The sequence below is a fragment of the Pseudomonas sp. MRSN 12121 genome, from assembly GCF_000931465.1.
Lineage (GTDB): Bacteria > Pseudomonadota > Gammaproteobacteria > Pseudomonadales > Pseudomonadaceae > Aquipseudomonas.
In genome coordinates this window covers 5,328,231-5,350,809 of record NZ_CP010892.1, presented here as the reverse complement: position 1 = coordinate 5,350,809, position 22,579 = coordinate 5,328,231, and the positions used below count along the sequence as shown (strand labels likewise).

17 protein-coding genes are annotated in these 22,579 nt (G+C 64.2%); 3 read left to right on the top strand and 14 right to left on the bottom strand.

Translation table 11 applies throughout. The features are described 5' to 3' along the window. Positions 1 to 33: 33 nt before the first annotated feature. The gene (gene nadA / locus TO66_RS24220) at positions 34 to 1,092 is read left to right on the top strand and encodes a quinolinate synthase NadA (protein WP_044464647.1); all 1,059 of its coding nucleotides are present in this window, start codon (positions 34 to 36) and stop codon (positions 1,090 to 1,092) included. Between the two features lie 63 nt (positions 1,093 to 1,155). Here the strand turns inward: nadA and TO66_RS24215 are convergent, their stop codons facing one another. The 12 genes from TO66_RS24215 to arcD (TO66_RS24160) form a co-directional block, all read right to left on the bottom strand. Then, positions 1,156 to 1,644, bottom strand: a complete 489-nt coding sequence (locus TO66_RS24215; RefSeq protein WP_044464646.1) for an RDD family protein — start codon at positions 1,642 to 1,644, stop codon at positions 1,156 to 1,158. 95 nt (positions 1,645 to 1,739) lie between these two features. Beyond that, entirely contained in the window at positions 1,740 to 1,952 is a 213-nt protein-coding gene (locus TO66_RS24210) for a cold-shock protein (protein WP_007931076.1), read from the bottom strand. A 392-nt stretch (positions 1,953 to 2,344) separates the two neighbouring features. Next, a complete protein-coding gene (gene gcvT / locus TO66_RS24205) occupies positions 2,345 to 3,469 on the bottom strand; it encodes a glycine cleavage system aminomethyltransferase GcvT (RefSeq protein WP_044466149.1) in 1,125 nt (374 codons plus the stop codon). A 41-nt stretch (positions 3,470 to 3,510) separates the two neighbouring features. Continuing rightward, positions 3,511 to 4,887, bottom strand: coding sequence for an L-serine ammonia-lyase (locus TO66_RS24200; RefSeq protein ID WP_044464645.1), 1,377 nt, complete (start codon positions 4,885 to 4,887; stop codon positions 3,511 to 3,513). Between the two features lie 164 nt (positions 4,888 to 5,051). Next, entirely contained in the window at positions 5,052 to 7,904 is a 2,853-nt protein-coding gene (gene gcvP / locus TO66_RS24195; protein ID WP_044464644.1) for an aminomethyl-transferring glycine dehydrogenase, read from the bottom strand. Positions 7,905 to 7,915: 11 nt separating this feature from the next. After that, complete coding sequence (gene gcvH, locus TO66_RS24190) at positions 7,916 to 8,299, bottom strand: glycine cleavage system protein GcvH (RefSeq protein ID WP_038576481.1); 384 nt, start codon at positions 8,297 to 8,299, stop codon at positions 7,916 to 7,918. 442 nt (positions 8,300 to 8,741) lie between these two features. Beyond that, on the bottom strand, positions 8,742 to 10,250 hold the full coding sequence (locus tag TO66_RS24185) for a sigma-54-dependent transcriptional regulator (protein ID WP_044464643.1): 1,509 nt from the start codon (positions 10,248 to 10,250) through the stop codon (positions 8,742 to 8,744). Between the two features lie 222 nt (positions 10,251 to 10,472). Further along, positions 10,473 to 10,835, bottom strand: a complete 363-nt coding sequence (locus TO66_RS24180) for a DUF5064 family protein (RefSeq protein ID WP_044464642.1) — start codon at positions 10,833 to 10,835, stop codon at positions 10,473 to 10,475. 59 nt (positions 10,836 to 10,894) lie between these two features. Beyond that, positions 10,895 to 11,824, bottom strand: coding sequence for a carbamate kinase (gene arcC, locus TO66_RS24175; protein WP_044464641.1), 930 nt, complete (start codon positions 11,822 to 11,824; stop codon positions 10,895 to 10,897). A gap of 132 nt (positions 11,825 to 11,956) precedes the next feature. Further along, complete coding sequence (locus TO66_RS24170) at positions 11,957 to 12,967, bottom strand: ornithine carbamoyltransferase (RefSeq protein WP_044464640.1); 1,011 nt, start codon at positions 12,965 to 12,967, stop codon at positions 11,957 to 11,959. Positions 12,968 to 13,051: 84 nt separating this feature from the next. Continuing rightward, entirely contained in the window at positions 13,052 to 14,308 is a 1,257-nt protein-coding gene (gene arcA / locus TO66_RS24165; protein ID WP_044464639.1) for an arginine deiminase, read from the bottom strand. A 35-nt stretch (positions 14,309 to 14,343) separates the two neighbouring features. Then, positions 14,344 to 15,771 carry an arginine-ornithine antiporter gene (gene arcD / locus TO66_RS24160; RefSeq protein ID WP_044464638.1) on the bottom strand — a complete coding sequence of 476 codons (1,428 nt, stop codon included), beginning with the start codon at positions 15,769 to 15,771 and terminating at the stop codon, positions 14,344 to 14,346. Between the two features lie 449 nt (positions 15,772 to 16,220). Between arcD (TO66_RS24160) and arcD (TO66_RS24155) the strand changes: the two genes are divergently transcribed. Both arcD (TO66_RS24155) and TO66_RS24150 read left to right on the top strand, forming a co-directional pair. Beyond that, positions 16,221 to 17,648 carry an arginine-ornithine antiporter gene (gene arcD, locus TO66_RS24155; protein WP_044464637.1) on the top strand — a complete coding sequence of 476 codons (1,428 nt, stop codon included), beginning with the start codon at positions 16,221 to 16,223 and terminating at the stop codon, positions 17,646 to 17,648. Continuing rightward, the gene (locus TO66_RS24150) at positions 17,645 to 18,514 is read left to right on the top strand and encodes a DNA-3-methyladenine glycosylase (RefSeq protein WP_044464636.1); all 870 of its coding nucleotides are present in this window, start codon (positions 17,645 to 17,647) and stop codon (positions 18,512 to 18,514) included. The genes arcD (TO66_RS24155) and TO66_RS24150 overlap by 4 nt, the downstream gene beginning before the upstream one ends. 189 nt (positions 18,515 to 18,703) lie before the next feature. On the opposite strand, the gene TO66_RS24145 is transcribed toward TO66_RS24150, so the two are convergent. Further along, positions 18,704 to 20,062, bottom strand: a complete 1,359-nt coding sequence (locus tag TO66_RS24145; RefSeq protein WP_044464635.1) for a CoA transferase — start codon at positions 20,060 to 20,062, stop codon at positions 18,704 to 18,706. A gap of 191 nt (positions 20,063 to 20,253) precedes the next feature. Continuing rightward, positions 20,254 to 22,392, bottom strand: coding sequence for a methyl-accepting chemotaxis protein (locus TO66_RS24140; protein ID WP_044464634.1), 2,139 nt, complete (start codon positions 22,390 to 22,392; stop codon positions 20,254 to 20,256). Between the last annotated feature and the right edge of the window lie 187 nt (positions 22,393 to 22,579).

The window sequence follows — 22,579 nt, the reverse complement described above, 5'->3', positions numbered from 1 at the left end:
TTTCGCGCCTACGCGCCTGCAGGTCTTGCGAACATGACGCAGATTTCCGAACGCCTTCTGGTTCAAGCCCACCTCGACGCCAAGCAGCCGAAGCCGCTCAGTGCCGAAGAGGAAGCCCATTACCGCGCTGCCATCGCCGCCGAGCTCAAGGCTCAGGACGCCGTGCTGGTGGCTCACTTCTACTGCGATCCGGTGATCCAGGCCCTGGCCGAGGAAACCGGCGGCTGTGTGTCCGATTCCCTGGAAATGGCCCGTTTCGGCAACGCTCACCCGGCCAAGACGGTGGTGGTCGCCGGTGTCAGGTTCATGGGCGAGACCGCGAAGATCCTCAATCCCGAAAAACGCGTGCTGATGCCCACGCTGGAAGCCACCTGCTCTCTCGACCTGGGATGCCCGGTGGACGAATTCTCGGCCTTCTGCGACCAGCATCCGGAGCGCACCGTGGTGGTCTATGCCAACACCTCGGCGGCGGTAAAAGCCCGTGCCGACTGGGTGGTGACCTCCAGTTGCGCGCTGGAAATCGTCGAAAGCCTGATGGATAACGGCGAAACCATTATCTGGGGGCCGGACAAGCACCTGGGGACCTACATTCAGCGCCAGACCGGTGCGGACATGCTGTTGTGGGACGGTGCCTGCATCGTCCACGAGGAGTTCAAGTCCAAGCAGCTGGAGGACATGAAGGCGCTCTATCCGGATGCGGCCATCCTGGTGCACCCGGAGTCGCCGACGTCGGTCATCGAACTGGCCGATGCCGTGGGTTCCACCAGCCAACTGATTGCCGCCGCACAACGTTTGCCGAACAAGACCCTGATCGTGGCCACCGACCGCGGCATTTTCTACAAGATGCAGCAGCTGTGCCCGGACAAGGTCTTCATCGAGGCGCCAACGGCCGGTAACGGCGCGGCATGCCGCAGCTGCGCCCACTGCCCATGGATGGCCATGAACACCTTGGAGCGCACCCTGCAGTGCCTGCGTGAGGGCAGCAACGAGATCTTTGTCGACCCGGCACTGATCCCCCAGGCGATTCGTCCTCTCAAGCGCATGCTGGATTTCACCCAGGCGGCGCGGATGAAACTGGCGGGCAACGCCTGATCGCCATCGATCGACGCCCAAAAAAACGCCCCGACAGTTCGGGGCGTTTTTGTAGGTGCCGACTTACTTTTTCTGCTTGGGAATACGCACGATCTGGCTGGAAGAGTAGATGTCGTGCCAGCTGCGCTTCTGCTTGTCGACCAGGACCCAGATGAACCCCAGCCCGGCGCACAGCCAGGAAGCGATAGAGACCATGAAGCGCAGGAGGGCCTGCCACAGGGTGATGCGGCTGCCGTCGGCGTTCTGTACACGCAGCCCCCAGACCTGCATGCCCAGGGTCTGCCCGGAATGGGTCCAGAACTTGGCGAAGAAGGCGAACAGCACGAACAGCAGGACCGTGGAGTAGAGAGGATCGCCGTCCAGGGCGCCAGACTCGGTCAGGGTACGCATCCGGGTTTCGCCGAGGATTTGCAGTTGGATCATCTTGTAGACCCCGCCAGTGACAATCAGCAGGGCAGTGCACAGCAGGAAATCGTAGAACATCGCTGCCAGGCGACGGCCCAGGCCAGCGGCGGGAAATTCGCCCTGGGGGCTCAGCAGGGATTTCGACATGGCAGGGCTCTCAAGAAAAAGAAAGCCATTTTACGGAATTGCGCGCACAAAAAAGCCCCTGATGTCAGCATCAGGGGCTTTTTCGTTACAGACGATCAGCCTTCAGCTTGTACTTCGTCAGCCTGCATGCCTTTTTGGCCCTGCACAGCGATGAAGGTTACTTTCTGGCCTTCTTTCAGGCTCTTGAAGCCGTTGCCCTGAATAGCGCGGAAATGTACGAACAGATCCGGACCGCTTTCTGGAGTGATAAAACCAAAACCTTTCTCGTCGTTAAACCACTTGACGGTACCGCTCTGACGTTGGGACATTTCTTATTTCCTTTGACGCTAAAAAATTAATGACAGTCTCTTTCTCATGAAAGAGTACTGGGCTGGGTTGCAGGAAAGTAAGAGACGTCGAACGGGTGTAGCAAACTTGTTGGCTACTGCCCAGGTCACGATTCCAAGCGACCCATGCAAACACAGTGGGGAAACTCTACGCCAACTACGGGAGAAAATACAAGCCCTGCGAAAGCCCGGTTTTCCTCAGCCTGGCGGCTGTTTGCCGGTACTAGCCGCGCGGGCTTATTCGATAGGCTCGTTCAATTGTTTTCAACTGTTATAAGGCAAGTTCAATATCGAAAAAACGCACTATTTTATGGCGGTTGCGTTACAGATTAGTGCACTTTTAACGCAACCGCGTTACTTATGGAAACAGTCGCTCAACCACGATAATAGCGTTGTGCAACGAATGGCATTTTGCTTACAAGCATTGGCACCTTTTTCCCACGAACAATTGCCCAAACTGCCGTATCGAGTGCGACATAGGCGCTATCGAGGTAACCCATGGCCAGCGGACCGCCCAGGGTCGGGCCAAAACCGCCGCTGCAGACAGTGCCGATCACCTCACCCGCCTCGTTGACGATCTCTGCACCTTCGCGCACCGGTGTGCGTTCCTGGGGCAGCAGGCCCACGCGTTTGCGGCTGACGCCATTGTGTTGCTGGGCAAATACCTGTTCCGCGCCGGGGAAACCACCGGCTCGCACGCCGTCGGCGCGGCGCGGCTTGGAGATGGCCCACAACAGGCTGGCTTCGATCGGCGTGGTCTCGCCATTCATGTCGTGGCCATACAGGCACAGGCCGGCTTCCAGGCGCAGCGAGTCCCGTGCGCCGAGGCCGATCGCGGCCACTTCCGGCTCGGCCAGCAGGGCGCGAGCCAGGGTTTCGGCGTCGGCGGCCGGCACGGAGATTTCGAAGCCATCTTCGCCGGTGTAGCCCGAACGGCTGACAAAGCAGTCCACGCCCAGCAGCTTCACCCGGGTGAACTGCATGAAGGTCATCTTCGCCACTTCCGGCGCCAGGCGCGCCAGCACGGTGACCGCCGCCGGGCCTTGCAGGGCAAGCAGGGCGCGTGACTCGAACAGTGGCTCGATGCTGCATGCCTGGCCGATGTGCTGGCGCAGGTGGGCCAGGTCCTGTTCCTTGCAGGCGGCGTTGACCACCAGGAACAGCTCGTCGTTACCCAGGTTGGCGACCATCAGGTCGTCGAGGATGCCGCCGTTTTCGTTGGTGAACATGGCGTAGCGCTGCATGCCCACCGGCAGGTCGACGATGTCCACCGGCACCAGGGTTTCCAGCGCTTGTGCGGCATTGGCGCCGGTCAGGCGGATCTGCCCCATGTGCGAGACATCGAACAGGCCGGCCTGTTCACGGGTGTGCTGGTGCTCCTTCATCACGCCCAGCGGGTATTGCACGGGCATGTCGTAGCCGGCGAACGGTACCATGCGCGCGCCGAGTTCGAGGTGCAGCGAATGCAGCGGGGTCTTCAACAGTGTTTCGGTGGACATATTCAGCTCCTGAATAAACGTGAGATGCGGCTGGGCCTGCATCAGCACTCGATAATGTTGACTGCCAAACCGCCACGGGCGGTTTCCTTGTATTTGCTTTTCATGTCGGCGCCGGTCTGGCGCATGGTGCGAATGACCTTGTCGAGCGAGACGAAGTGCTGCCCGTCGCCGCGCAGGGCCATGCGCGCGGCGTTGATCGCCTTGACCGAGCCCATGGCGTTGCGCTCGATGCAGGGCACCTGCACCAGGCCGCCGATCGGGTCGCAGGTCAGCCCGAGGTTGTGTTCCATGCCGATCTCGGCAGCGTTTTCCACCTGTTGCACCGTACCGCCGAGCACTTCGCACAAGGCGCCGGCGGCCATCGAGCAGGCGACGCCGACCTCGCCCTGGCAGCCGACTTCGGCACCGGAGATCGACGCGTTTTCCTTGTAGAGAATGCCGATGGCGGCGGCGGTCAGCAGGAAACGCACCACCCCGTCCTCGTTGGCGCCGGGGATGAAGCGCATGTAGTAGTGCAGGACCGCCGGGACGATGCCGGCGGCGCCATTGGTGGGCGCGGTGACGACGCGTCCGCCGTTGGCGTTTTCTTCGTTGACCGCCAGGGCGTACAGGTTGACCCAGTCCAGCACCGACAGCGCATCGCGCAGGGCCGCTTCGGGGTGCTTGCACAACTGGCGATACAGCGCCGCCGCACGGCGCTTGACCTTCAGGCCGCCGGCCAGGATCCCCTCGTTGCGGCAGCCCGCATCCACGCAGTCCTGCATCACCTGCCAGATGTTCAGCAGGCCGGCGCGGGTTTCCGCCTCCGGACGCCAGGCGCTTTCGTTGGTCATCATCACCTGGCTGATGGACAGCCCGTAGGTGGTGCAGTGACCGAGCAGGTCCTTGGCGCTCTTGAAGGGGAAGGTCAGCTGGGTGGTGTCCTCGACGATACGGTCGGCCCCCGCGGCGTCCTCGTCGACCACGAAACCGCCGCCCACCGAGTAGTACTCGCGGCTGCGAATCTGCAGGCCGGCGGCGTCGAAGGCGCGGAAGATCATGCCGTTGGGGTGGTAGGCCAGGGGCTTGCGGATCATGGCCAGGTGTTCTTTCTCGTTGAACGCGATGGGACGTTCGCCGAGCAGGTTCAAGCGTGCGCTGCCGCGTATTTCCTGCAGGCGGGCAGCGATGTTTTCGGTATTCACGGTATCCGGGTGTTCACCTTCCAGGCCCAGGAGCACGGCCTTGTCGCTGCCGTGGCCCTTGCCGGTGGCGCCGAGCGAGCCGTACAGCTCGACCTTGACGCAGGTGGTGGCGCTCAGCAGTTCGTCACGCCGCAGGCCTTCGACGAAGCGCGCGGCTGCGCGCATCGGGCCGACGGTGTGGGAGCTGGAGGGGCCGATGCCAATCTTGAACAGGTCGAACACGCTTAACGACATGGTTGTTCTCCGGTTTCTTGTTATTGAAATTGGCACAAACCTGTAGGAGCGAGGCTTGCCCGCGATGAACGATGATGCGTTCCGGCAGGCCGGTCGCATAACGGCTATCGCGGGCAAGCCTCGCTCCTACAGGGGGGCGGATAAGCTACCGCCCCCTGTATGAATCAAGCGTAGCTTTCGAGCGACGGGCAGGCGCAGACCAGGTTGCGGTCGCCGAACACGTTGTCTACCCGGCCGACCGGTGGCCAGTACTTGGCTTCGACCAGCGAGGCCACCGGGTATACCGCCTGTTCGCGGCTGTAGGGGTGCGACCACTCGCCAACGATTTCCGCCGCGGTGTGCGGGGCGTTTTTCAGCGGGTTGTCGTCCTTGTCCAGGCTGCCGTTTTCCACCGCGCGGATTTCTTCGCGGATGCGGATCATCGCGTCGCAGAAGCGGTCCAGTTCTTCCCTGGATTCGCTTTCGGTCGGTTCGATCATCAGCGTGCCGGCCACCGGGAACGACATGGTCGGGGCGTGGAAGCCGAAGTCGATCAGGCGCTTGGCGACGTCGTCGACGCTGATGCCGCTGCTGTCCTTGAGCGGGCGCAGGTCGAGGATGCACTCGTGGGCCACCAGGCCGTTGCTGCCGGTGTAGAGCACCGGGTAGTGCTCTTCCAGGCGCCGCGAGATGTAGTTGGCATTGAGGATCGCCAGCTGCGAGGCGCGCTTGAGGCCTTCGCCGCCCATCATGCGGATGTACATCCAGGTGATCGGCAGGATGCTCGCGCTGCCGAACGGTGCGGCGCACACCGCGCCTTCCTTGCGCTCCATGGCCGCGTGGCCCGGCAGGAACGGCGCCAGGTGCGACTTGACGCCGATCGGGCCGACGCCCGGGCCGCCACCGCCGTGGGGAATGCAGAACGTCTTGTGCAGGTTCAGGTGCGACACGTCGCCGCCGAACTTGCCCGGGGCGCAGAGGCCGACCATGGCGTTCATGTTGGCGCCATCGATGTACACCTGGCCGCCGTTGTCATGAATGATGCCGCAGATTTCGCGGATGCCTTCCTCGAACACGCCGTGGGTCGAGGGGTAGGTGATCATCAGCGCGGCGAGGTGTTCGCGGTGCTCGATGGCCTTGGCCCGCAAGTCTTCGATATCGACGTTGCCGCGGGCGTCGCAGGCGGTGACCACCACGCGCATGCCGGCCATGTTGGCGGTGGCCGGGTTGGTGCCGTGGGCGGACGAAGGAATCAGGCAGATGTCGCGACGGTCGTCGCCACGGCTCTGGTGATAGGCGCGAATGGCCAGCAGGCCTGCGTATTCACCCTGGGAGCCGGCGTTCGGCTGCAGGGACACCGCGTCGTAGCCGGTGGCGGCGCAGAGCATGGCTTCCAGTTCGGACGTCAGTTGCTGGTAGCCGGCGCTTTGCTCGGCCGGGGCGAACGGGTGCAGGGCGCCGAATTCGGCCCAGGTGATCGGGATCATTTCGCTGGCGGCGTTGAGCTTCATGGTGCACGAGCCCAGCGGGATCATGGTGCGGTCCAGGGCCAGGTCCTTGTCGGCCAGCTTGCGCAGGTAGCGCATCAGCTCGGTTTCCGAGTGATAGCGGTTGAACACCGGGTGGCTGAGGATGGCTGACTGGCGGGCCAGCGTAGCCGGGATGCGGCTTGGCAGCGCCGCGGCCAGCGCGGCGAAGTCCGGCAGGGCCTGGCCTTCGGCGAGCAGGCCCCAGAGGGTCTGGACATCGGCCTGGCCGGTGGTTTCGTCCAGGGACAGGCCCAGGCGCTCGCTATCGATCACCCGCAGGTTGATGCGCTGGGCGCGCGCCTTGTCGTGCAGCGCCGCGGTGCGTGGGCCGGTGTGCAGGGTCAGGGTGTCGAAGAAGTGTTCCTGTTCGACCTTGATCCCCAGCTTGCTCAGGCCCTGGGCCAGGATCGCGGTCAGCTGGTGGATGCGCTGTGCGATCCGGGTCAGGCCTTTGGGGCCGTGGTACACGGCGTACATGCTGGCGATGTTGGCCAGCAGCACCTGGGCGGTGCAGATGTTGCTGGTGGCTTTCTCGCGACGGATATGTTGTTCGCGGGTCTGCATCGCCAGGCGCAGCGCCGGCTTGCCGAAACGGTCCACCGACACCCCGACCAGGCGGCCCGGCATGTCGCGCTTGAACGCGTCCTTGGTGGAGAAGTAGGCGGCGTGCGGGCCACCGAAGCCCAGCGGGACACCGAAGCGCTGGGCGCTGCCGATGGCCACGTCGGCGCCGAATTCGCCCGGAGGGGTCAGCACGGTCAACGCCAGCAGGTCGGCGGCGACCGCCACCAGCGCATTGGCGGCGTGGAAGCGTTCGGTCAGTGCACGGTAGTCGAACAGGTCGCCGTTGCTCGCCGGGTATTGCAGCAGGGCACCGAAGAACAGGCTGACGTCACTGAGTTCACGCTCGTCGCCGACCACCACCTCGATGCCCAGCGGCTCGGCGCGGGTGCGCAGCACGTCGAGGGTCTGCGGATGGCAATGGCTGGAGGCGAAGAAAGCGTGGCTGCCCTTGTTCTTGCTCAGGCGCTTGCAGAAGGTCATGGCTTCGGCGGCGGCGGTGGCTTCGTCGAGCAGGGAGGCGTTGGCGATCGGCAGGCCGGTGAGGTCGCTGATCAGGGTCTGGAAGTTCAGCAGCGCTTCCAGGCGGCCCTGGGAAATTTCCGGCTGGTACGGGGTGTAGGCGGTGTACCAGGCGGGGTTTTCCAGGAGGTTGCGCAGGATCGGCGACGGCGTGTGGCAGTTGTAGTAGCCCTGGCCGATGTAGGTCTTGAACAGCTGGTTCTTGGCGGCGATGGCCTTGATCGAGGCCAGGGCGTCGGCTTCGCTCTGCCCGGCGGGCAGGTCGAGAACGCTGGTGCCCTTGATGCTGTCGGGGATCACGCTGGCGCTCAGGGCTTCCAGGGAGTCGAAGCCCAGGCTGTTGAGCATGGCTTGCTCGTCGTCCTGGCGCGGGCCGATGTGGCGCGCGATGAATTCGTTGGCGGTGCTCAGGTTGGCTTGAGTCATGGCGGCGCTCCTCAGGCTTCGGCGTTGGCTTTGATCAGGCGGTCGTAGGCGTCCTGGTCCAGCAGTTGGCCGACAGCGGCGGCATCCGCGGGAATGAAGCGGAAGAACCAGCCTTCGCCCAGCGGGTCTTCGTTGACCAGTTCGGGGCTGGCGTCCAGCGCCGGGTTGGTTTCCACCACTTCTCCGTCCAGGGGCATGTACACGCCGCTGGCGGCTTTTACCGATTCCACGGTGGCGGCTTCGGCGCCCTTGTCGTAGGCCTGCAGTTCCGGCAATTGCACGAACACCACATCGCCCAGGGCGTTTTGCGCGAAAGCCGTGATGCCGACGGTAACGCTGCCATCGGCTTCGGTACGCAGCCATTCGTGATCTTCAGTGAAACGCAACTCGCTCATGGAAACTCCTCAAGGGCCAGATTCGTCTGGTGGACGCGATTGAATGCTCGTGCACGGGGCAGAGCCGAATGGACAAGCCCATAGCAAAAAGGCGGCCAATGTTTTTTATTTGTTATTAATCAATGAGTTATGAGTTTTTTAGGCGATACGGATTACTGCCCCTGTAGCGAAATCGCTACAGGGCGGGGCCCCAGAAAAAGCTTATGAGGATCAAAGCCTTGCGCAGCGCCGATTACAACCGGCTGTAGCGATATCGTTCCGCTGTAGCGCTTTCAGTACAGCTGGAGGTCGCTTTTCGCCTGGTTTGCGTAGGAGCGAAGCTTGCTCGCGATGATCGTCAACGATGACGCGTACTCGCTGGCTGAATGCGGCGCCCTCAGAATCATCGCGAGCAAGCTTCGCTCCTACAAAAGCAGAAACAGAAGCAGCAGAGCGCTCTGCCTCAGGGCTTGTTGGGAATCCCGTATTTGCGCAGGCGATGGGCGATGGCGGTGTGGGAGGTCTGCAGGCGGCTGGCGAGCTGGCGGGTCGAGGGGTAGTTGACATAGAGACCTTCGAGCAGGCTTTTCTCGAACTCCTCGACGGCCTGTTCCAGGCTTTCGACTTCACTGTCGTTCTGGCGCGCCACCGAGGTGCCGGCGATGTCCAGGTCGCCGATGTCCACCAGGCTGCTTTCGCAGATCGCTGCGGCGCGGAAGATTACGTTCTGCAACTGGCGCACGTTGCCGGGCCAGCGGTTGCCCAACAGCGCCGGGTAGGTGCCCGGCGCCAGGCGACAGACCGGACGCTGGATCTGCGCGCAGGCCTGCTGCATGAAGTAGCGGGCCAGCAGGAGGATGTCCTGGCCACGCTCGCGCAGCGGCGGCACTTCCACATTCAGCACGTTCAGGCGATAGAACAGGTCTTCGCGAAAGCTGCCCTCGGCGACCATCTTTTCCAGGTCGCGGTGGGTGGCGCTGAGGATCCGCACATTGACCTTGATCTCACGGTCGCCACCCACCCGGCGGAAGCTGCCGTCGTTGAGAAAACGCAGCAGCTTGGCCTGCAGATAGGGAGACATTTCGCCGATCTCGTCGAGAAACACCGTGCCCTGGTTGGCGAGTTCCATCAGCCCCGGCTTGCCGCCGCGCTGGGCGCCGGTGAAGGCGCCGGGGGCGTAGCCGAACAGTTCGCTTTCGGCGAGGTTTTCCGGCAGGGCGGCGCAGTTCAGCGCGAGAAACGGCGCGTTGTGGCGCGCGCTGATGGCGTGACAGGCTCGGGCCACCAGCTCCTTGCCGGTGCCGGTCTCGCCCTGGATCAGCAACGGCGCATCCAGCGCGGCGACGCGCTGGGCGCGGGCCTTGAGGGTGCGAATGGCCGGGGATTCGCCGAGCAGCGCGTCGAAACCTTCGGCGTGGTCGTGATGCAAGGCCGACAGGCGCTCGCCGATACGGTTCGGCTGATACAGGGTCAGCAGCGCGCCGGCGTCGGTGATCGGCGTGGCGTCCAGCAGCAGGGTCTGGCCGTTGAGGACAATTTCCCGCAGCGGCAGGCGAAAGCCCTGTTCGAGCAGGGTTTCCAGCAGCGCCGGGTCGTCGAACAGCTCGGCCACGCTTTCCCCGGCCGGTTCGCGACCGTACAGGGCGATCAGCGCGGGGTTGGCCAGCAGCACCTTGCCGGCGCTGTCCAGGGCCAGCACCGGGTCGGTCATCGCCGCCAGCAGGGCGTCGAGTTGCAGGTGGCGGCGCTGGCCCGGGAGGATGTCGACCACGGTCACCGCCTGTACGCCGCGCACGCTGAACAGCGCGTCGCGCAGCTCGTCGAGCACCTGCGGGCTGAGGGTCGGCGCATCGATATAAACGTTGGGGGGCACCATCTCCACCGCATCCAGGTTGAGGTTGCGTCCACCGAGCAGGGCCAGGACTTCCTGGGTGATACCGACTCGGTCGATGAAACTGACGTGGATGCGCATGGGGCGGTCGAACGTTCTGGAAAACGGAGGGTGGCCAGTATGCCTTGGAGGATGGGGTTTGGTGAAATCCGCCGTGCGGTCCGCGGGGCTTCTTGTAGGAGCGAGGCTTGCCCGCGATGAACTCAAGGACGCTGCGGGGGTATCAGGCTGCCCGCGTCATCGTTGACGACTATCGCGGGCAAGCCTCGCTCCTACAAGTACGCGGGCCGCGGGGGGAGGGGGTCACTCCAGGTGTTCGGGTTTTACCGGGTCACCGGATTTCATGTCCAGTTGCGCCCGCACATCCTCGAACATCGCGTCGTAGTACTTGTGCAACGAGCCGATGCTGCTCAGGGCCTTGGGAATCCCGTATTTCTCGGCGATCTTCGTCACGTTGCTGGCGAAGTTGTAGGCCTGGTCCTTGGGCAGGAAGAACGGTTCGTTGAGCTCCTTGCCCTGAATCGTCCCGTGCATCTTGAACTGCATCCCCTTGCCTTCCTTGGGATCCTGCGCGACCTGATAGTCGATGCAGATGTTGTAGCTGACATCATCCTTGTTCAGCGCGTGTCGCTCGATGTGCAAATGACCGGGTTCGAACTGGGCCATGGGTCTCTCCTTCCAGAATGGGAGAGGGGCAGGCGAGGGGCCTGCGCCCTGGATTTCTCTTAGCGGTAGCTGATGCCGGACTGGGCGGTGCTGATGCGCGTACCGGCCTTGCCCTGGACGATCGCCTCGATGTCCGAGAGTGAACCGATCACCGCGACTTTTCCAGTGTGGCGGGCGAACTCGCAGGCCGCCTGGACCTTGGGCCCCATGGAGCCGGCGGCGAAACCGAGCTTCTCCATTTCGTCCGGATGCGCCTGGGCGATGGCCTTCTGCGACGGCTTGCCCCAATCGATGAAGGCCGCGTTGACATCCGTGGCGATCACCAGCAGGTCGGCTTCCAGCTGTTCGGCCAGCAGCGCCGAGCACAGGTCCTTGTCGATCACCGCTTCGATGCCCCTGAGCTTACCGTCCTCGCCGTACATGGTCGGAATGCCGCCGCCGCCGGCGCAGATCACGATGCTGCTTTTTTCCAGCAGCCACTTGATCGGCCGGATCTCGAAGATGCGCTTGGGTTTCGGGCTGGCGACCACGCGGCGGTACTTATCGCCGTCGGGGGCGATGGTCCAGCCTTTCTCCTTGGCGAGCTTCTCTGCCTCTTCCTTGGCGTAGACCGGGCCGATGGGCTTGGTCGGGTTCTGGAACGCCGGGTCCTTGGCATCGACTTCGACCTGGGTCAGCAGGGTGGCGAAGGGCACTTCGAAGTCCAGCAGGTTGCCCAGTTCCTGTTCGATGATGTAGCCGATCATGCCTTCGGTTTCGGCACCCAGCACATCCAGCGGGTAAGGCGAGACCGAGGTGTAGGCGGCCGCCTGCAGCGACAGCAGGCCGACCTGCGGGCCATTGCCGTGGGCGATGACCAGCTGGTTGCCGGGGTGGATCTTGGCGATCTGTTCGGTGGCGATCCGGATATTGGCGCGCTGGTTGTCCGCGGTCATGGGTTCACCACGGCGGAGCAGGGCGTTGCCGCCCAATGCGACGACGATACGCATAATGCATTCCTTCCAGAATTCGTTGATCCGGTGGGCGCGCGGCTTGCCTGCGATCAGGTGGTGTCGGGTCTGACGCCATCGCGGGCAAGCCTCGCTCCTACAGGTTCCGGGAGAAGGTCCCGGGCGGGGTGGTTACAGGTCGGCCAGGGTCGAGACCAGGATCGCCTTGATGGTGTGCATGCGGTTTTCCGCCTGCTTGAAGGCGATGCAGGCCGGCGACTCGAACACGTCGTCGGTCACTTCGATGCCGTTGGCCAGGTGCGGATACTGCTCGGCGATCTGCTTGCCGACCTTGGTCTCGCTGTTGTGGAACGCCGGCAGGCAGTGCATGAACTTGGTCCGTGGGTTGCCGGTGGCCTTCATCAGTTCGGCGTTGACCTGGTAGGGCAGCAGTTGCTGGATGCGCTCGGCCCAGGCCTCGACCGGCTCGCCCATCGACACCCAGACGTCGGTATGGATGAAGTCGACGCCCTTGACCGCGGCTTTCGGGTCTTCGGTCAGGGTGATGCGGGCGCCGCTTTCTTCCGCGTATTTCTTGCAGCGGTTGACCAGGTCGTCATGCGGCCACAGGGCCTTGGGCGCGCAGATGCGCACGTCCATGCCGAGCTTGGCGCCCACCAGCAGCAACGAGTTGCCCATGTTGTTGCGGGCGTCGCCCAGGTAGGCGTAGCTGATGTCGTGGATCGGCTTGTCGGCATGCTCGCGCATGGTCAGCACGTCGGCGATCATCTGGGTCGGGTGGTATTCGTCGGTCAGGCCGTTGAACACCGGGACCCCGGCGAATTTCGCCAGCTCCTCGACGATTTCCTGCTTGAAGCCGCGGTACTCGATGGCGTCGTACATGCGCCCCAGGACCCGGGCGGTGTCCTTCATGCTTTCCTTGTGGCCGATCTGCGACGAGTTGGGGTCGATGTAGGTGACGTTGGCGCCCTGGTCATAGGCGGCGACCTCGAAGGCGCAGCGGGTACGGGTCGAGGTTTTCTCGAAGATCAGCGCAATGTTGTTGCCCTTGAGGTGCTGCTGCTCGGTGCCGGTGTACTTGGCGCGCTTGAGGTCGCGGGACAGGTCGAGCAGGTAGCGCAGCTCGCGTTCGGTGTGGTGTTCGAGGCTCAGCAGGTTACGGTTGTGGATATTGAAAGCCATGATGGATCTCCTAGATTTCGGTCGTCCACTTGCCGAGGCCCTTTGTGGAGGCGACGGCAAGCTGCTATGTCGGATAAGGCGCGTTTAGTAGTCGATCGGGTCGCGCACGATCGGGCAGGTCATGCAGTGGCCACCGCCGCGGCCGCGGCCGAGTTCGCCGGCGCTGATGGTGATCACTTCCACGCCGGCCTTGCGCAGCAGGGTGTTGGTGTAGGTGTTGCGGTCGTAGCCGATGACCACGCCGGGTTCCAGGGCCACCACGTTGTTGCCGTCGTCCCATTGTTCGCGTTCGGCGGCGAAGCTGTTGCCGCCGGTTTCCACCACGCGCAGTTGCTTGAGGTTCAGGGACTCGGCCACCACCTCGATGAACGACTTGTTCTCCCGTCGCACGTCCAGGCCGTAGGGCTTGCTGCCATCGGGACGGATGACGAACGGCACGATTTCCTTGACCACTTCCGGGAAGACCGTGACCAGGTCGCGGTCGCAGAAGCTGAACACGGTGTCCAGGTGCATCGCCGCGCGGGATTTCGGCAGGCCCGCCACCACCACTTTTTCCACCGCGCCCTTGGCGAACAGGGATTGCGCCAGCTGGCCGATGGCCTGGCGCGAGGTCCGTTCGCCCATGCCGATCAACACCACGCCATTGCCGATCGGCATCACGTCGCCGCCCTCGAGGGTGGCCTGGCCGTGATCCTTGTCGGGGTCGCCGTACCAGACTTCGAAGTCGGCCTGGGTGAATTCGGGGTGGAATTTGTAGATGGCGCTGGCCAGCAGGGTTTCCTGGCGGCGGGCCGGCCAGTACATCGGGTTCAGCGTCACGCCGCCGTAGATCCAGCAGGTGGTGTCACGGGTGAACTGGGTATTGGGCAGCGGCGGCAGCAGGAAGCTGGAGTGGCCCAGGTAGTCGCGATACATCTTGATCACGCTGGCGCCTTCGCTGTCCGGCAGGTCCTCGCCGGCCACGCCGCCGATCAGGAACTCGGCCAGCTTGCGCGGCTCCAGGCCTTCGAGCCAGCTGCGCACTTCGTTGGTCAGGCCGACACCGACGGTGTCGGGGGTGATCTTGCGGTCCAGGATCCATTTCAGGGCTTCGGGATTCTGGATCGTATCGGTCAGCAGGTTGTGCATTTCCAGGACTTCGATCCCACGCTCGCGCATCTTGGTGACGAAGTCGAAATGGTCGCGCTTGGCCTGGTTGACCCAGATCACGTCGTCGAACAGCAGCTCGTCGCAGTTGTTCGGAGTCAGCCGCTGATGGGCCAGGCCTGGGGAGCAAACCATGACTTTGCGCAGTTTGCCGGCTTCGGAATGGACGCCGTACTTAACTTTTTCCGTGGTCATTACAGTGATCCTCCAGAGATGGGAACAATCTTGCGTTACAGAGTCAGGAAGCCGTCGTAGAGCCCGTAGGCGGCCACCAGGGCGCCTATGACCACTGCGGCGAAAATCAGCTTCTCGACGTTGGTGAAAATCGGTTTGCCCAGTTCCAGCTTGGCCTTGGCGAACAGGATCGCGCCGGGGGCGTAGAGCAGGGCGGACAGCAGCAGGTACTTGACCCCGCCGGCGTACAGCAGCCAGATCGCGTAGAGCAGGGCGACGCCGCCGATCAACAGGTCTTTCTTGCGTTCGGCCAGGGCTGCTTCGTAGGTTTCGCTGCGTACCGCCAGCAGCACCGCGTAGGCCGCCGACCACAGGTAAGGCACCAGGATCATCGAGGTGGCGAGGTAGATCAGCGACAGGTAGGTACTGGCCGAGAACAGGGTGATGACCAGGAAGATCTGCACCATGGCATTGGTCAGCCACAGGGCGTTGACCGGCACATGGTTGGCGTTCTCCTTGCGCAGGAACTCCGGCATGGTGTGGTCCTTGGCGGCGGCGAACATGATCTCCGCGCACAGCAGGACCCACGACAGCAGCGCCCCCAGCAGCGAGATGATCAGGCCGACGCTGATCAGCACCGCGCCCCAGTGGCCGACCACATGCTCCAGCACCGCGGCCATCGAAGGGTTCTGCAGCTTCGCCAGTTCCGGCTGGGTCATGATGCCCAGCGACAGCACGTTCACCAGCACCAGGAACAGCAGCACGGTGATGAAGCCGATCACGGTGGCCTTGCCCACGTCCGAGCGTTTTTCCGCGCGGGAGGAGAAGATGCTCGCGCCCTCGATGCCGATGAACACCCAGACGGTGACCAGCATCATGTTGCGCACCTGGTTCATCACGCTGCCCAGGTCCGGGTTCATCGAGCCCCAGATGTCAGCGGTGAAGATATCCAGCTTGAAGGCGAACAGCGCGATCAGCACGAACAGCAGCAGCGGCACCACCTTGGCGACCGTGGTGATCAGGTTGATGAACGCCGCTTCCTTGATCCCGCGCAGCACCAGGAAATGCACGGCCCACAGCAGCAGCGAGGCACCGATCACCGCGGCCGGGGTATTCCCCTCCCCAAATAGCGGGAAGAAGTAGCCGAGGGTGCTGAACAAGAGTACGAAGTACCCCACGTTGCCCAGCCAGGCACTGATCCAGTAGCCCCAGGCGGACGAGAACCCCATGTAGTCGCCGAAACCGGCCTTGGCGTAGGCATAGACACCGCCATCCAGATCGGGCTTGCGGTTGGCCAGGGTCTGGAACACGAACGCCAGCGTCAACATACCGACGGCGGTAATCGCCCAACCAATAAGAACTGCGCCTACATCAGCACTTGCGGCCATGTTTTGTGGCAAGGAAAAGATCCCGCCGCCAATCATCGAGCCAACTACCAAGGCGACTAGCGCACCCAGTCGTAGTTTTCCGGGAGTGTCAGACATTGCATAACTCCATTGCAGGAGAAGAGAGACGTCAGAGTAGATCTGCACGGGATTCAAACAGCTGACTTAGATCAGGTCATCGCTACATTCCATTGTGAATGAATGACTTAAGCAGTCTTTGCGATAGCAGGCAGGATGCCTGGAAGCTGTGTTGCAGAAGGCCTGGAAGGCTGGATGACAGGGCTTCTCATTGATGCCAGATTGAAACTAGACCGCTTTCAGGAATGTGCAACTAGTTAAAAAGTTATAAGGCGGCGAGCTGCCTTGATGGCAACTGGCTTTTATTCGAGAAGAAAAGCCAAGTCATTCAGCAAGTTCTGATCGGCGTCATGTCGGTGAGGCCGGAAACGATGAATAATTGACTCTTTTAGTTCATTGCCGGCGTGTTCAAGGCAACTAATTGCATCTAGTTTTGTTGTTGGACAATTTGACCGGACGCAGAGGTAGGCATGTCACAAACCACACAGAAACTGCGGCTCGGCGCCCTGATCGCCCTGGTGGTGGGGTCGATGATTGGCGGCGGGATCTTTTCCTTGCCGCAGAACATGGCGGCCCGGGCCGATGCCGGGGCGATCCTGATCGGCTGGGCGATCACCGCCGTGGGCATGCTGACCCTGGCCTTCGTGTTCCAGACCCTGGCCAACCGCAAGCCCGAGCTGGATTCCGGGGTGTACGCCTATGCCAAGGCGGGGTTCGGCGACTACATGGGGTTCTCGTCCGCCTGGGGCTACTGGATCAGCGCCTGGCTGGGCAACGTCGGTTACTTCGTCCTGCTGTTCAGCACCCTCGGTTATTTCTTTCCGGTGTTTGGCCAGGGCAATACCCCGGTGGCTATCGCCTGCGCCTCGGTGTTGTTGTGGGCCGTGCATTTCCTGGTGCTGCGCGGGATCAAGGAAGCGGCGTTCATCAACCTGCTGACCACCGTGGCCAAGATCGTGCCGCTGGTGATGTTCATCGTGATCGCCGCGGTGGCGTTCAAGGCCGATATCTTCACCCGCGATATCTGGGGCCATAGCAATCCGAACTTCGGCGGCGTGCTGGACCAGGTGCGCAACATGATGCTGGTCACGGTCTTCGTGTTCATCGGTATCGAAGGCGCCAGCGTCTATTCGGCCCGGGCCGAGAAGCGCGCGGATGTCGGCCGGGCCACGGTGATCGGCTTCATCGGCGTGCTGGCCCTGCTGGTGCTGGTGAACGTGCTGTCGCTGGGGATCATGAGCCAGCCGGAACTGGCGACCCTGCAGAACCCGTCGCTGGCGGCGGTCCTGGAACACATAGTCGGGCCCTGGGGCGCGCTGTTGATCAGCGTCGGCCTGGCGGTGTCGCTGCTCGGCGCCTTGTTGTCGTGGGCGCTGCTGTGTGCCGAGATCCTGTTCGCTACCGCCCGCGACCGGACCATGCCGGCCTTCCTGAAAAAGGAGAACGCCAACCATGTGCCGGTCAACGCCCTGTGGCTGACCAACAGCATGATCCAGGTGTTCCTGCTGATCACGCTGTTTTCCGCCGGGACCTACACCAGCCTGATCTACCTCGCGTCGTCGATGATCCTGGTGCCTTACCTGTGGTCGGCGGCCTATGCGGTGCTGCTCAGCGGGCGTGGCGAGACTTACGAGCACGCCTCGGCCGAACGCATGAAAGACCTGCTGATCGGTGGCGTCGCCCTGTGCTACGCGATCTGGTTGCTGTACGCCGGCGGGGTCAAGTACCTGTTGCTCTCGGCGCTGCTCTATGCCCCCGGGGTGATCCTGTTCGCCAAGGCCAAGCGCGAACAGGGCGAGCTGTTGTTCACCGGGATCGAGAAGGGCATTTTCACCTGCGTGGTCGCCGGTGCCCTGCTGGCTGCCTACGGTTTGTACAGTGGCGTGCTGTCGCTGTGAGGCTGGCCTATCGACCGCCCTACGACTGGCCGGCGATGCTGGGGTTTCTCCAGGCGCGGGCCATCGAGGGGCTGGAGCGGGTCGAGGGTAATAGTTACTCGCGCAGCATCGGCCTCGCTGGCGTGCATGGCTGGTTCAGCGTGGGGCCGGGCGATGCCGATGCGCTGGCGCCGTCCCTGGATCTGCAACTGTATTTTCCCGACCCGCAAGCCCGCACTTCGATCGTCGCGCGCATCCGCCGCCTGCTGGACCTGGATACCGACCTTGCGCCCATCCACCGGCACCTGTGCAGCGACCCGCTGATGGCGGGGCTGATTGCCTCGCGGCCGGGGTTGCGGGTGCCTGGGGCCTGGGACGGTTTCGAGCTGGCGGTGCGCGCGGTGCTGGGGCAGCAGATCACGGTCGGCGCGGCCATTCGCCTGGCGGGCAAGCTGGTGGCGCGCTACGGCCAGCCGTTGGCGGCGGTGGGGGCGCCCGCGGGGTTGAGCCATGTGTTTCCCGAGCCGGCGCAGATGGCCGGCGCCGACCTGGCGAGCCTGGGCATGCCGCGCAGCCGTGGGCGAACCCTGTCGGGGCTGGCCCAGGCAGCGCTCGACGACCCGCAGTTGTTTGCGCCCAAGGCCAGCCTCGAACACAGCCTTTCGGCCTTGCTGGCGCTGTGGGGCGTGGGTGATTGGACCGCGCACTATGTGGCGCTGCGCCAGTTCCGCGAGGCGGATGCGTTCCCGGCGGCGGACGTGGGCCTGATCAACGCCCTGGCGGCGCTCGAAGGCGAGCCGGTCAATGCCCGCCAATTGCTGGCCCGCGCCGAGGCCTGGCGCCCGTGGCGCGGGTATGCGGCGCAGCATTTGTGGACGGCGTTGTGATCCCGTAATTCCTGCGATCCTGTGATTCTGTAGCCGCTGCCGAGCGTAAGCGAGGCTGCGATCGGCCGCGAAGCGGACGCAAATCAGGCCACGCGTTACGTCAGGCACACCGCATGGGCAGGTTTGGCGAGGACTGCGTCCTCGATCGCAGCCTCGCTGGTGCTCGGCAGCGGCTACAGGGCTACAGGGCTACAGGGCTTGCCACTGCGGGCGGTGGGCGCCGAGGTCGCTGGCGGGGAGGTCCCATTGCAGCGGCGTGCCACTGAGGTGCAAGGGCACGCGCAGGCGATGGGCCGGCCCCCATGGGGTCTGTTCCACCAGCAGCCCCTGATCGTCCGGGTCTTCGGCGCGCAGGGCGGCTTCGGTGCCATCCGGGGCATGCTCGAACAACAGTTTTGCGGTGCGCGCCAGCGACAGCCGGGCGCTGCCGACGGCCGCGGTTTTCAGGCGCTCGGCGAGAAGGCGGATCGCCGCGGCGGCCATCAGGTAGCCAGTGGCGTGGTCCAGGGCCTGCACCGGCAGTGGCCAGGGTTTATCGGCCTGCTGCCAGCGCTGGCCGGCCTCGGCGATGCCGCAGCTCATCTGCACCAGGCTGTCGAAGCCGCGCCGCTTCTGCCAGGGGCCGCTCCAGCCATAGGCGTTCAGGCTCACGTCGATCAGCCCCGGGGCCAGGCGCTGGCGCTCGGCGGCGCCATAGCCGAGGCGTTCCAGGGCATCGGCGCGGTAGCCATGCAACAGCAGGTCGGCGTGTGCCAGCAGGTGTTCGAACACCTGGCGATCGGCGGCGTCGTGCAGGTTCAAGCGGGCACAGCGCTTGCCCAGGGTGACCTCCGGCACCACGCCGGGCTCGTTCCAGTGCGGCGGGTCGATACGCAGCACATCGGCGCCCAGCCCGGCGAGGAAACGGCTGGCGATGGGGCCGGCCAGGACCCGGGTCAGGTCCAGCACCCCGATCCCGGCCAGGGGGCGTGCCGGCGAGCCGCGCCAGGGCAGGGCGGTGTCGCCATGCCGGGAGAGGAAATGCACCAGCGGCTCGGCGTTCACCGCCTGCCCCTGGGGATGGGCCTGCCACTCGTTCCAGCTGCGCATCTGCGCGGCGCAACCGCCTGCCTCGACCACCGCCTGCTCCAGGTCGTGCGCCTTCCACTGCGCCACCCTGGCGGCCATGGCCGCACGATCCGCGGCCTGGCCCAGTACCCGTTCGGCCGCCTGGCGATGATGGGGCGCGTTGGTGTGCAGGCGGATCCAGCCGTCCTGGCTGGGGTAGTCGCCGGCGACCGGGTCCCACAGGGGCGGTACGCGCCAGCCGAGCGGGCGCAGGGAGGTGGCGAACCAGAAGGACGCCAGGCGCCGGTCGACGCTCAGGCCGGGCAGGCGCCCGGTCTGCTCCAGCAGCAGTCCGGCCGTGGCCTGGCCGGCCGCGGCGATGCTGGCGCTGGCCAGTTCGGTGACGGCGAAGGCCGAGGGTAGTGCGCCCTCCGAGGTCAGGGCAATCGGGGTATGAGGCAAGCCAAGCGCGGCTTGGACAGACGACAGTAGATCGGTCATGGCAGGCCCTCCGCAAGAGAGGGGGCAGCATAGAGCAAAACCGCGCGGCGCCGCAGCCCTGTCACGGCGCGACGCTTATCCGTAGGAGCGAAGCTTGCTCGCGATGGCCGTCAACGAAGACGCGCACTCACTGGTTGAATGCGGCGCCCCCGGGTGCATCGCGAGCAAGCTTCGCTCCTACAAAGGCAGGCTTAGACGCGGAACTGGTCCATCAGCTTCATCTGCTGGGTGGTCAGGGCGTTGAGCTGGCTGCTGACCTGGGCCGATTCGGTGGCCTGCTCGGTGAGGGATTCGGTCACGCTGCGAATCGCCGAGACGTTGCGGTTGACCTCCTCGGCCACCGCGCTTTGCTCTTCGGCGGCGCTGGCGATCTGCAGGTTCATGTCGCTGATCACCGTGACCGCGTCGCTGATCCGGCCCAGGGCCTGCACCGCCTGCTGGATCTGCCCGGCGTTGCTCTGGGCCTGGGCCTGGCTCGAATGCATGGTCGCCACCACGCCGCGGGTGCCGCTCTGGATGCGCTCGATCACCTGGCGGATTTCTTCCACCGAGTCCTGGGTACGCTTGGCCAGGTTGCGCACCTCGTCGGCGACCACGGCGAAGCCGCGGCCGCTTTCCCCGGCCCGCGCCGCCTCGATGGCCGCGTTGAGGGCCAGCAGGTTGGTCTGTTCGGCGATGCTGCGGATCACTTCCAGCACCGAGCCGATCTGCTCGCTGTTGACCGCCAGCGCCTCGACCTCGACCACCGCCTTGCTGACTTCCTCGGCCAGGGTGCCGATGTCGCGGGTGCTGCGCTCGATGATGGTCATGCCCTCCTTGGCCGACTGATCGGCGCCACGGGCGGCGTTGGCGGCGTTCGAGGCGCTGTTGGCGACGTCATGGGCGGTGGCGCTCATTTCGTTGGACGCGGTGGCCACCTGGTCGATTTCGCGGAACTGCACCTGCATGCCTTCGCTGGTCTGGCGGGCGATTTCCGAGGACTGGTCGGCGGTGCCACGGGCGTCGGTGATGCTCTGCTTGATCTGGGCGATGGTCGGTTGCAGCTTGTCGAGGAAGCGGTTGAACCAGCCGACCAGTTCGCCCAGCTCGTCTTGCTTGCTGTAGTCCAGGCGCTGGGTCAAGTCGCCGTCGCCGCTGGCGATGGCCTTGAGCATCTGCGCGACGCTGTTGATCGGCCGGGTCACGCCGGAGGCGGTCAGCCAGATCAGCAGCAGGCCGAGCACGCCAGCGGCGGCCGCCACCAGCAGCGACACCAGGGTGCCCTGGGTCTGGGCCTCGTCGAGTACGCTTTGCAGTTTCACGCTGTCGGCCAGCAGCACCTGCTCGGGCAGGTCGATCACCACGCCCCAGGGGCGGGCGTCGGCAATCGGGCTGACCGGGTAAACGGCGCGGATCAGGTCGCCCTGCTTGAGGATTTTCGGGGTATTGCCGGCCAGCAGTTGCAGGACCTCCTTGCCTTCGGCGCCGAGGGTCTCGGCAATGCCTTTGCCCACCTTGCTCGCATCGTTGCTGTAGGCGGCAAGGATGCCGCTGCCGGCGACGATCAGCATATGCCCGGCACCGTCGAACAGGCCGCGCTGGGAGTCGGCCGCCGCGCCCTGCAGCGCATCCAGGGCGATATCCACGCCGACCACGCCTATGACTTTGCCGTCGGCGAGCAATGGCAGGGAAATGGTGGTCATCAGCATCAGCTTGCCGCCCACGGTATCGGCGTAGGGGTCGAGCAGGCAGGTGCGCTTGCCGTCGCGCGGGCAGGTGTACCAGCTGTTGTAGGGGACGCCGCTGACGCTCAGGGTGGTCTTGTTCATGTCCTCTTCGACCATCACCGTGTTCAGCCCGGTGCCGCCGGCGCGGCTCCAGTAACTGGCGAAGCGCCCGGCTTCGTTGGAGACGCGGGCGGCGTCGTTGACGAACTCGTTGTCCTTGCCGTCGAGGCCGTTGGGCTCGAAGGCGAGCCAGATGCCCAGCACCTTGGTGTTGCGCTCGAAGGCGGTCTTCAGGCTGCGGTTGAGTTCTTCGCGCAGGGCCGGGGCATCCAGCGAGCGCTTGTTGGCCATGGCCCGCAAGTCATTGATCTGGTCGGCCAGGGCTGTGATCACCAGCAGGCTTTCGCCAAAGGTCTTCTGTACCCGTACCGCCTGCTCGGCGGCCCGTGCCTGCAACAGGTTCTGCACGCTGTCGGTGAGCATCCGCGAGCTGGAGCTGCTGACCAGGTGGTCGTTCTGGTCGCTCTGGTAGATGTTCATCCCGACAATCAGGCCCACCACGCCGAGCAGGCACAGGCCGGACAACAGTACGATTTTCAGGCGAATGGACAGAGCGTCGAACATAGGGCGATCTCGCGAATGGACGGGTGATGAGCGATGAGTCAGTGACTCCGGTCGCCAAGTCCATTCAGCGCCATGCCCGGAACATCGGCTTGGGCGGCATTTGCCTGAGAAAAATCTGATGAACGGTCATGAAACTGCCATGTGCGGCGCGGGAAACAGGCGCTGTCTCGCAGGGCGCGGCAGCCAG

What these genes read in the sequence shown, in the direction of transcription:
- gcvT (WP_044466149.1), bottom strand. Translation starts at nt 3,469, where the DNA reads ATGTCCACCGAAACACTGTTGAAGACCCCGCTGCATTCGCTGCACCTC.
- TO66_RS24180 (WP_044464642.1), bottom strand. Translation starts at nt 10,835, where the DNA reads ATGGCCCAGTTCGAACCCGGTCATTTGCACATCGAGCGACACGCGCTG.
- gcvH (WP_038576481.1), bottom strand. Translation starts at nt 8,299, where the DNA reads ATGAGCGAGTTGCGTTTCACTGAAGATCACGAATGGCTGCGTACCGAA.
- TO66_RS24145 (WP_044464635.1), bottom strand. Translation starts at nt 20,062, where the DNA reads ATGACCGATCTACTGTCGTCTGTCCAAGCCGCGCTTGGCTTGCCTCAT.
- arcD (WP_044464638.1), bottom strand. Translation starts at nt 15,771, where the DNA reads ATGTCTGACACTCCCGGAAAACTACGACTGGGTGCGCTAGTCGCCTTG.
- arcA (WP_044464639.1), bottom strand. Translation starts at nt 14,308, where the DNA reads ATGACCACGGAAAAAGTTAAGTACGGCGTCCATTCCGAAGCCGGCAAA.
- TO66_RS24210 (WP_007931076.1), bottom strand. Translation starts at nt 1,952, where the DNA reads ATGTCCCAACGTCAGAGCGGTACCGTCAAGTGGTTTAACGACGAGAAA.
- TO66_RS24200 (WP_044464645.1), bottom strand. Translation starts at nt 4,887, where the DNA reads ATGTCGTTAAGCGTGTTCGACCTGTTCAAGATTGGCATCGGCCCCTCC.
- TO66_RS24170 (WP_044464640.1), bottom strand. Translation starts at nt 12,967, where the DNA reads ATGGCTTTCAATATCCACAACCGTAACCTGCTGAGCCTCGAACACCAC.
- TO66_RS24185 (WP_044464643.1), bottom strand. Translation starts at nt 10,250, where the DNA reads ATGCGCATCCACGTCAGTTTCATCGACCGAGTCGGTATCACCCAGGAA.
- arcC (WP_044464641.1), bottom strand. Translation starts at nt 11,824, where the DNA reads ATGCGTATCGTCGTCGCATTGGGCGGCAACGCCCTGCTCCGCCGTGGT.
- nadA (WP_044464647.1), top strand. Translation starts at nt 34, where the DNA reads ATGACGCAGATTTCCGAACGCCTTCTGGTTCAAGCCCACCTCGACGCC.
- gcvP (WP_044464644.1), bottom strand. Translation starts at nt 7,904, where the DNA reads ATGACTCAAGCCAACCTGAGCACCGCCAACGAATTCATCGCGCGCCAC.
- TO66_RS24215 (WP_044464646.1), bottom strand. Translation starts at nt 1,644, where the DNA reads ATGTCGAAATCCCTGCTGAGCCCCCAGGGCGAATTTCCCGCCGCTGGC.
- arcD (WP_044464637.1), top strand. Translation starts at nt 16,221, where the DNA reads ATGTCACAAACCACACAGAAACTGCGGCTCGGCGCCCTGATCGCCCTG.
- TO66_RS24140 (WP_044464634.1), bottom strand. Translation starts at nt 22,392, where the DNA reads ATGTTCGACGCTCTGTCCATTCGCCTGAAAATCGTACTGTTGTCCGGC.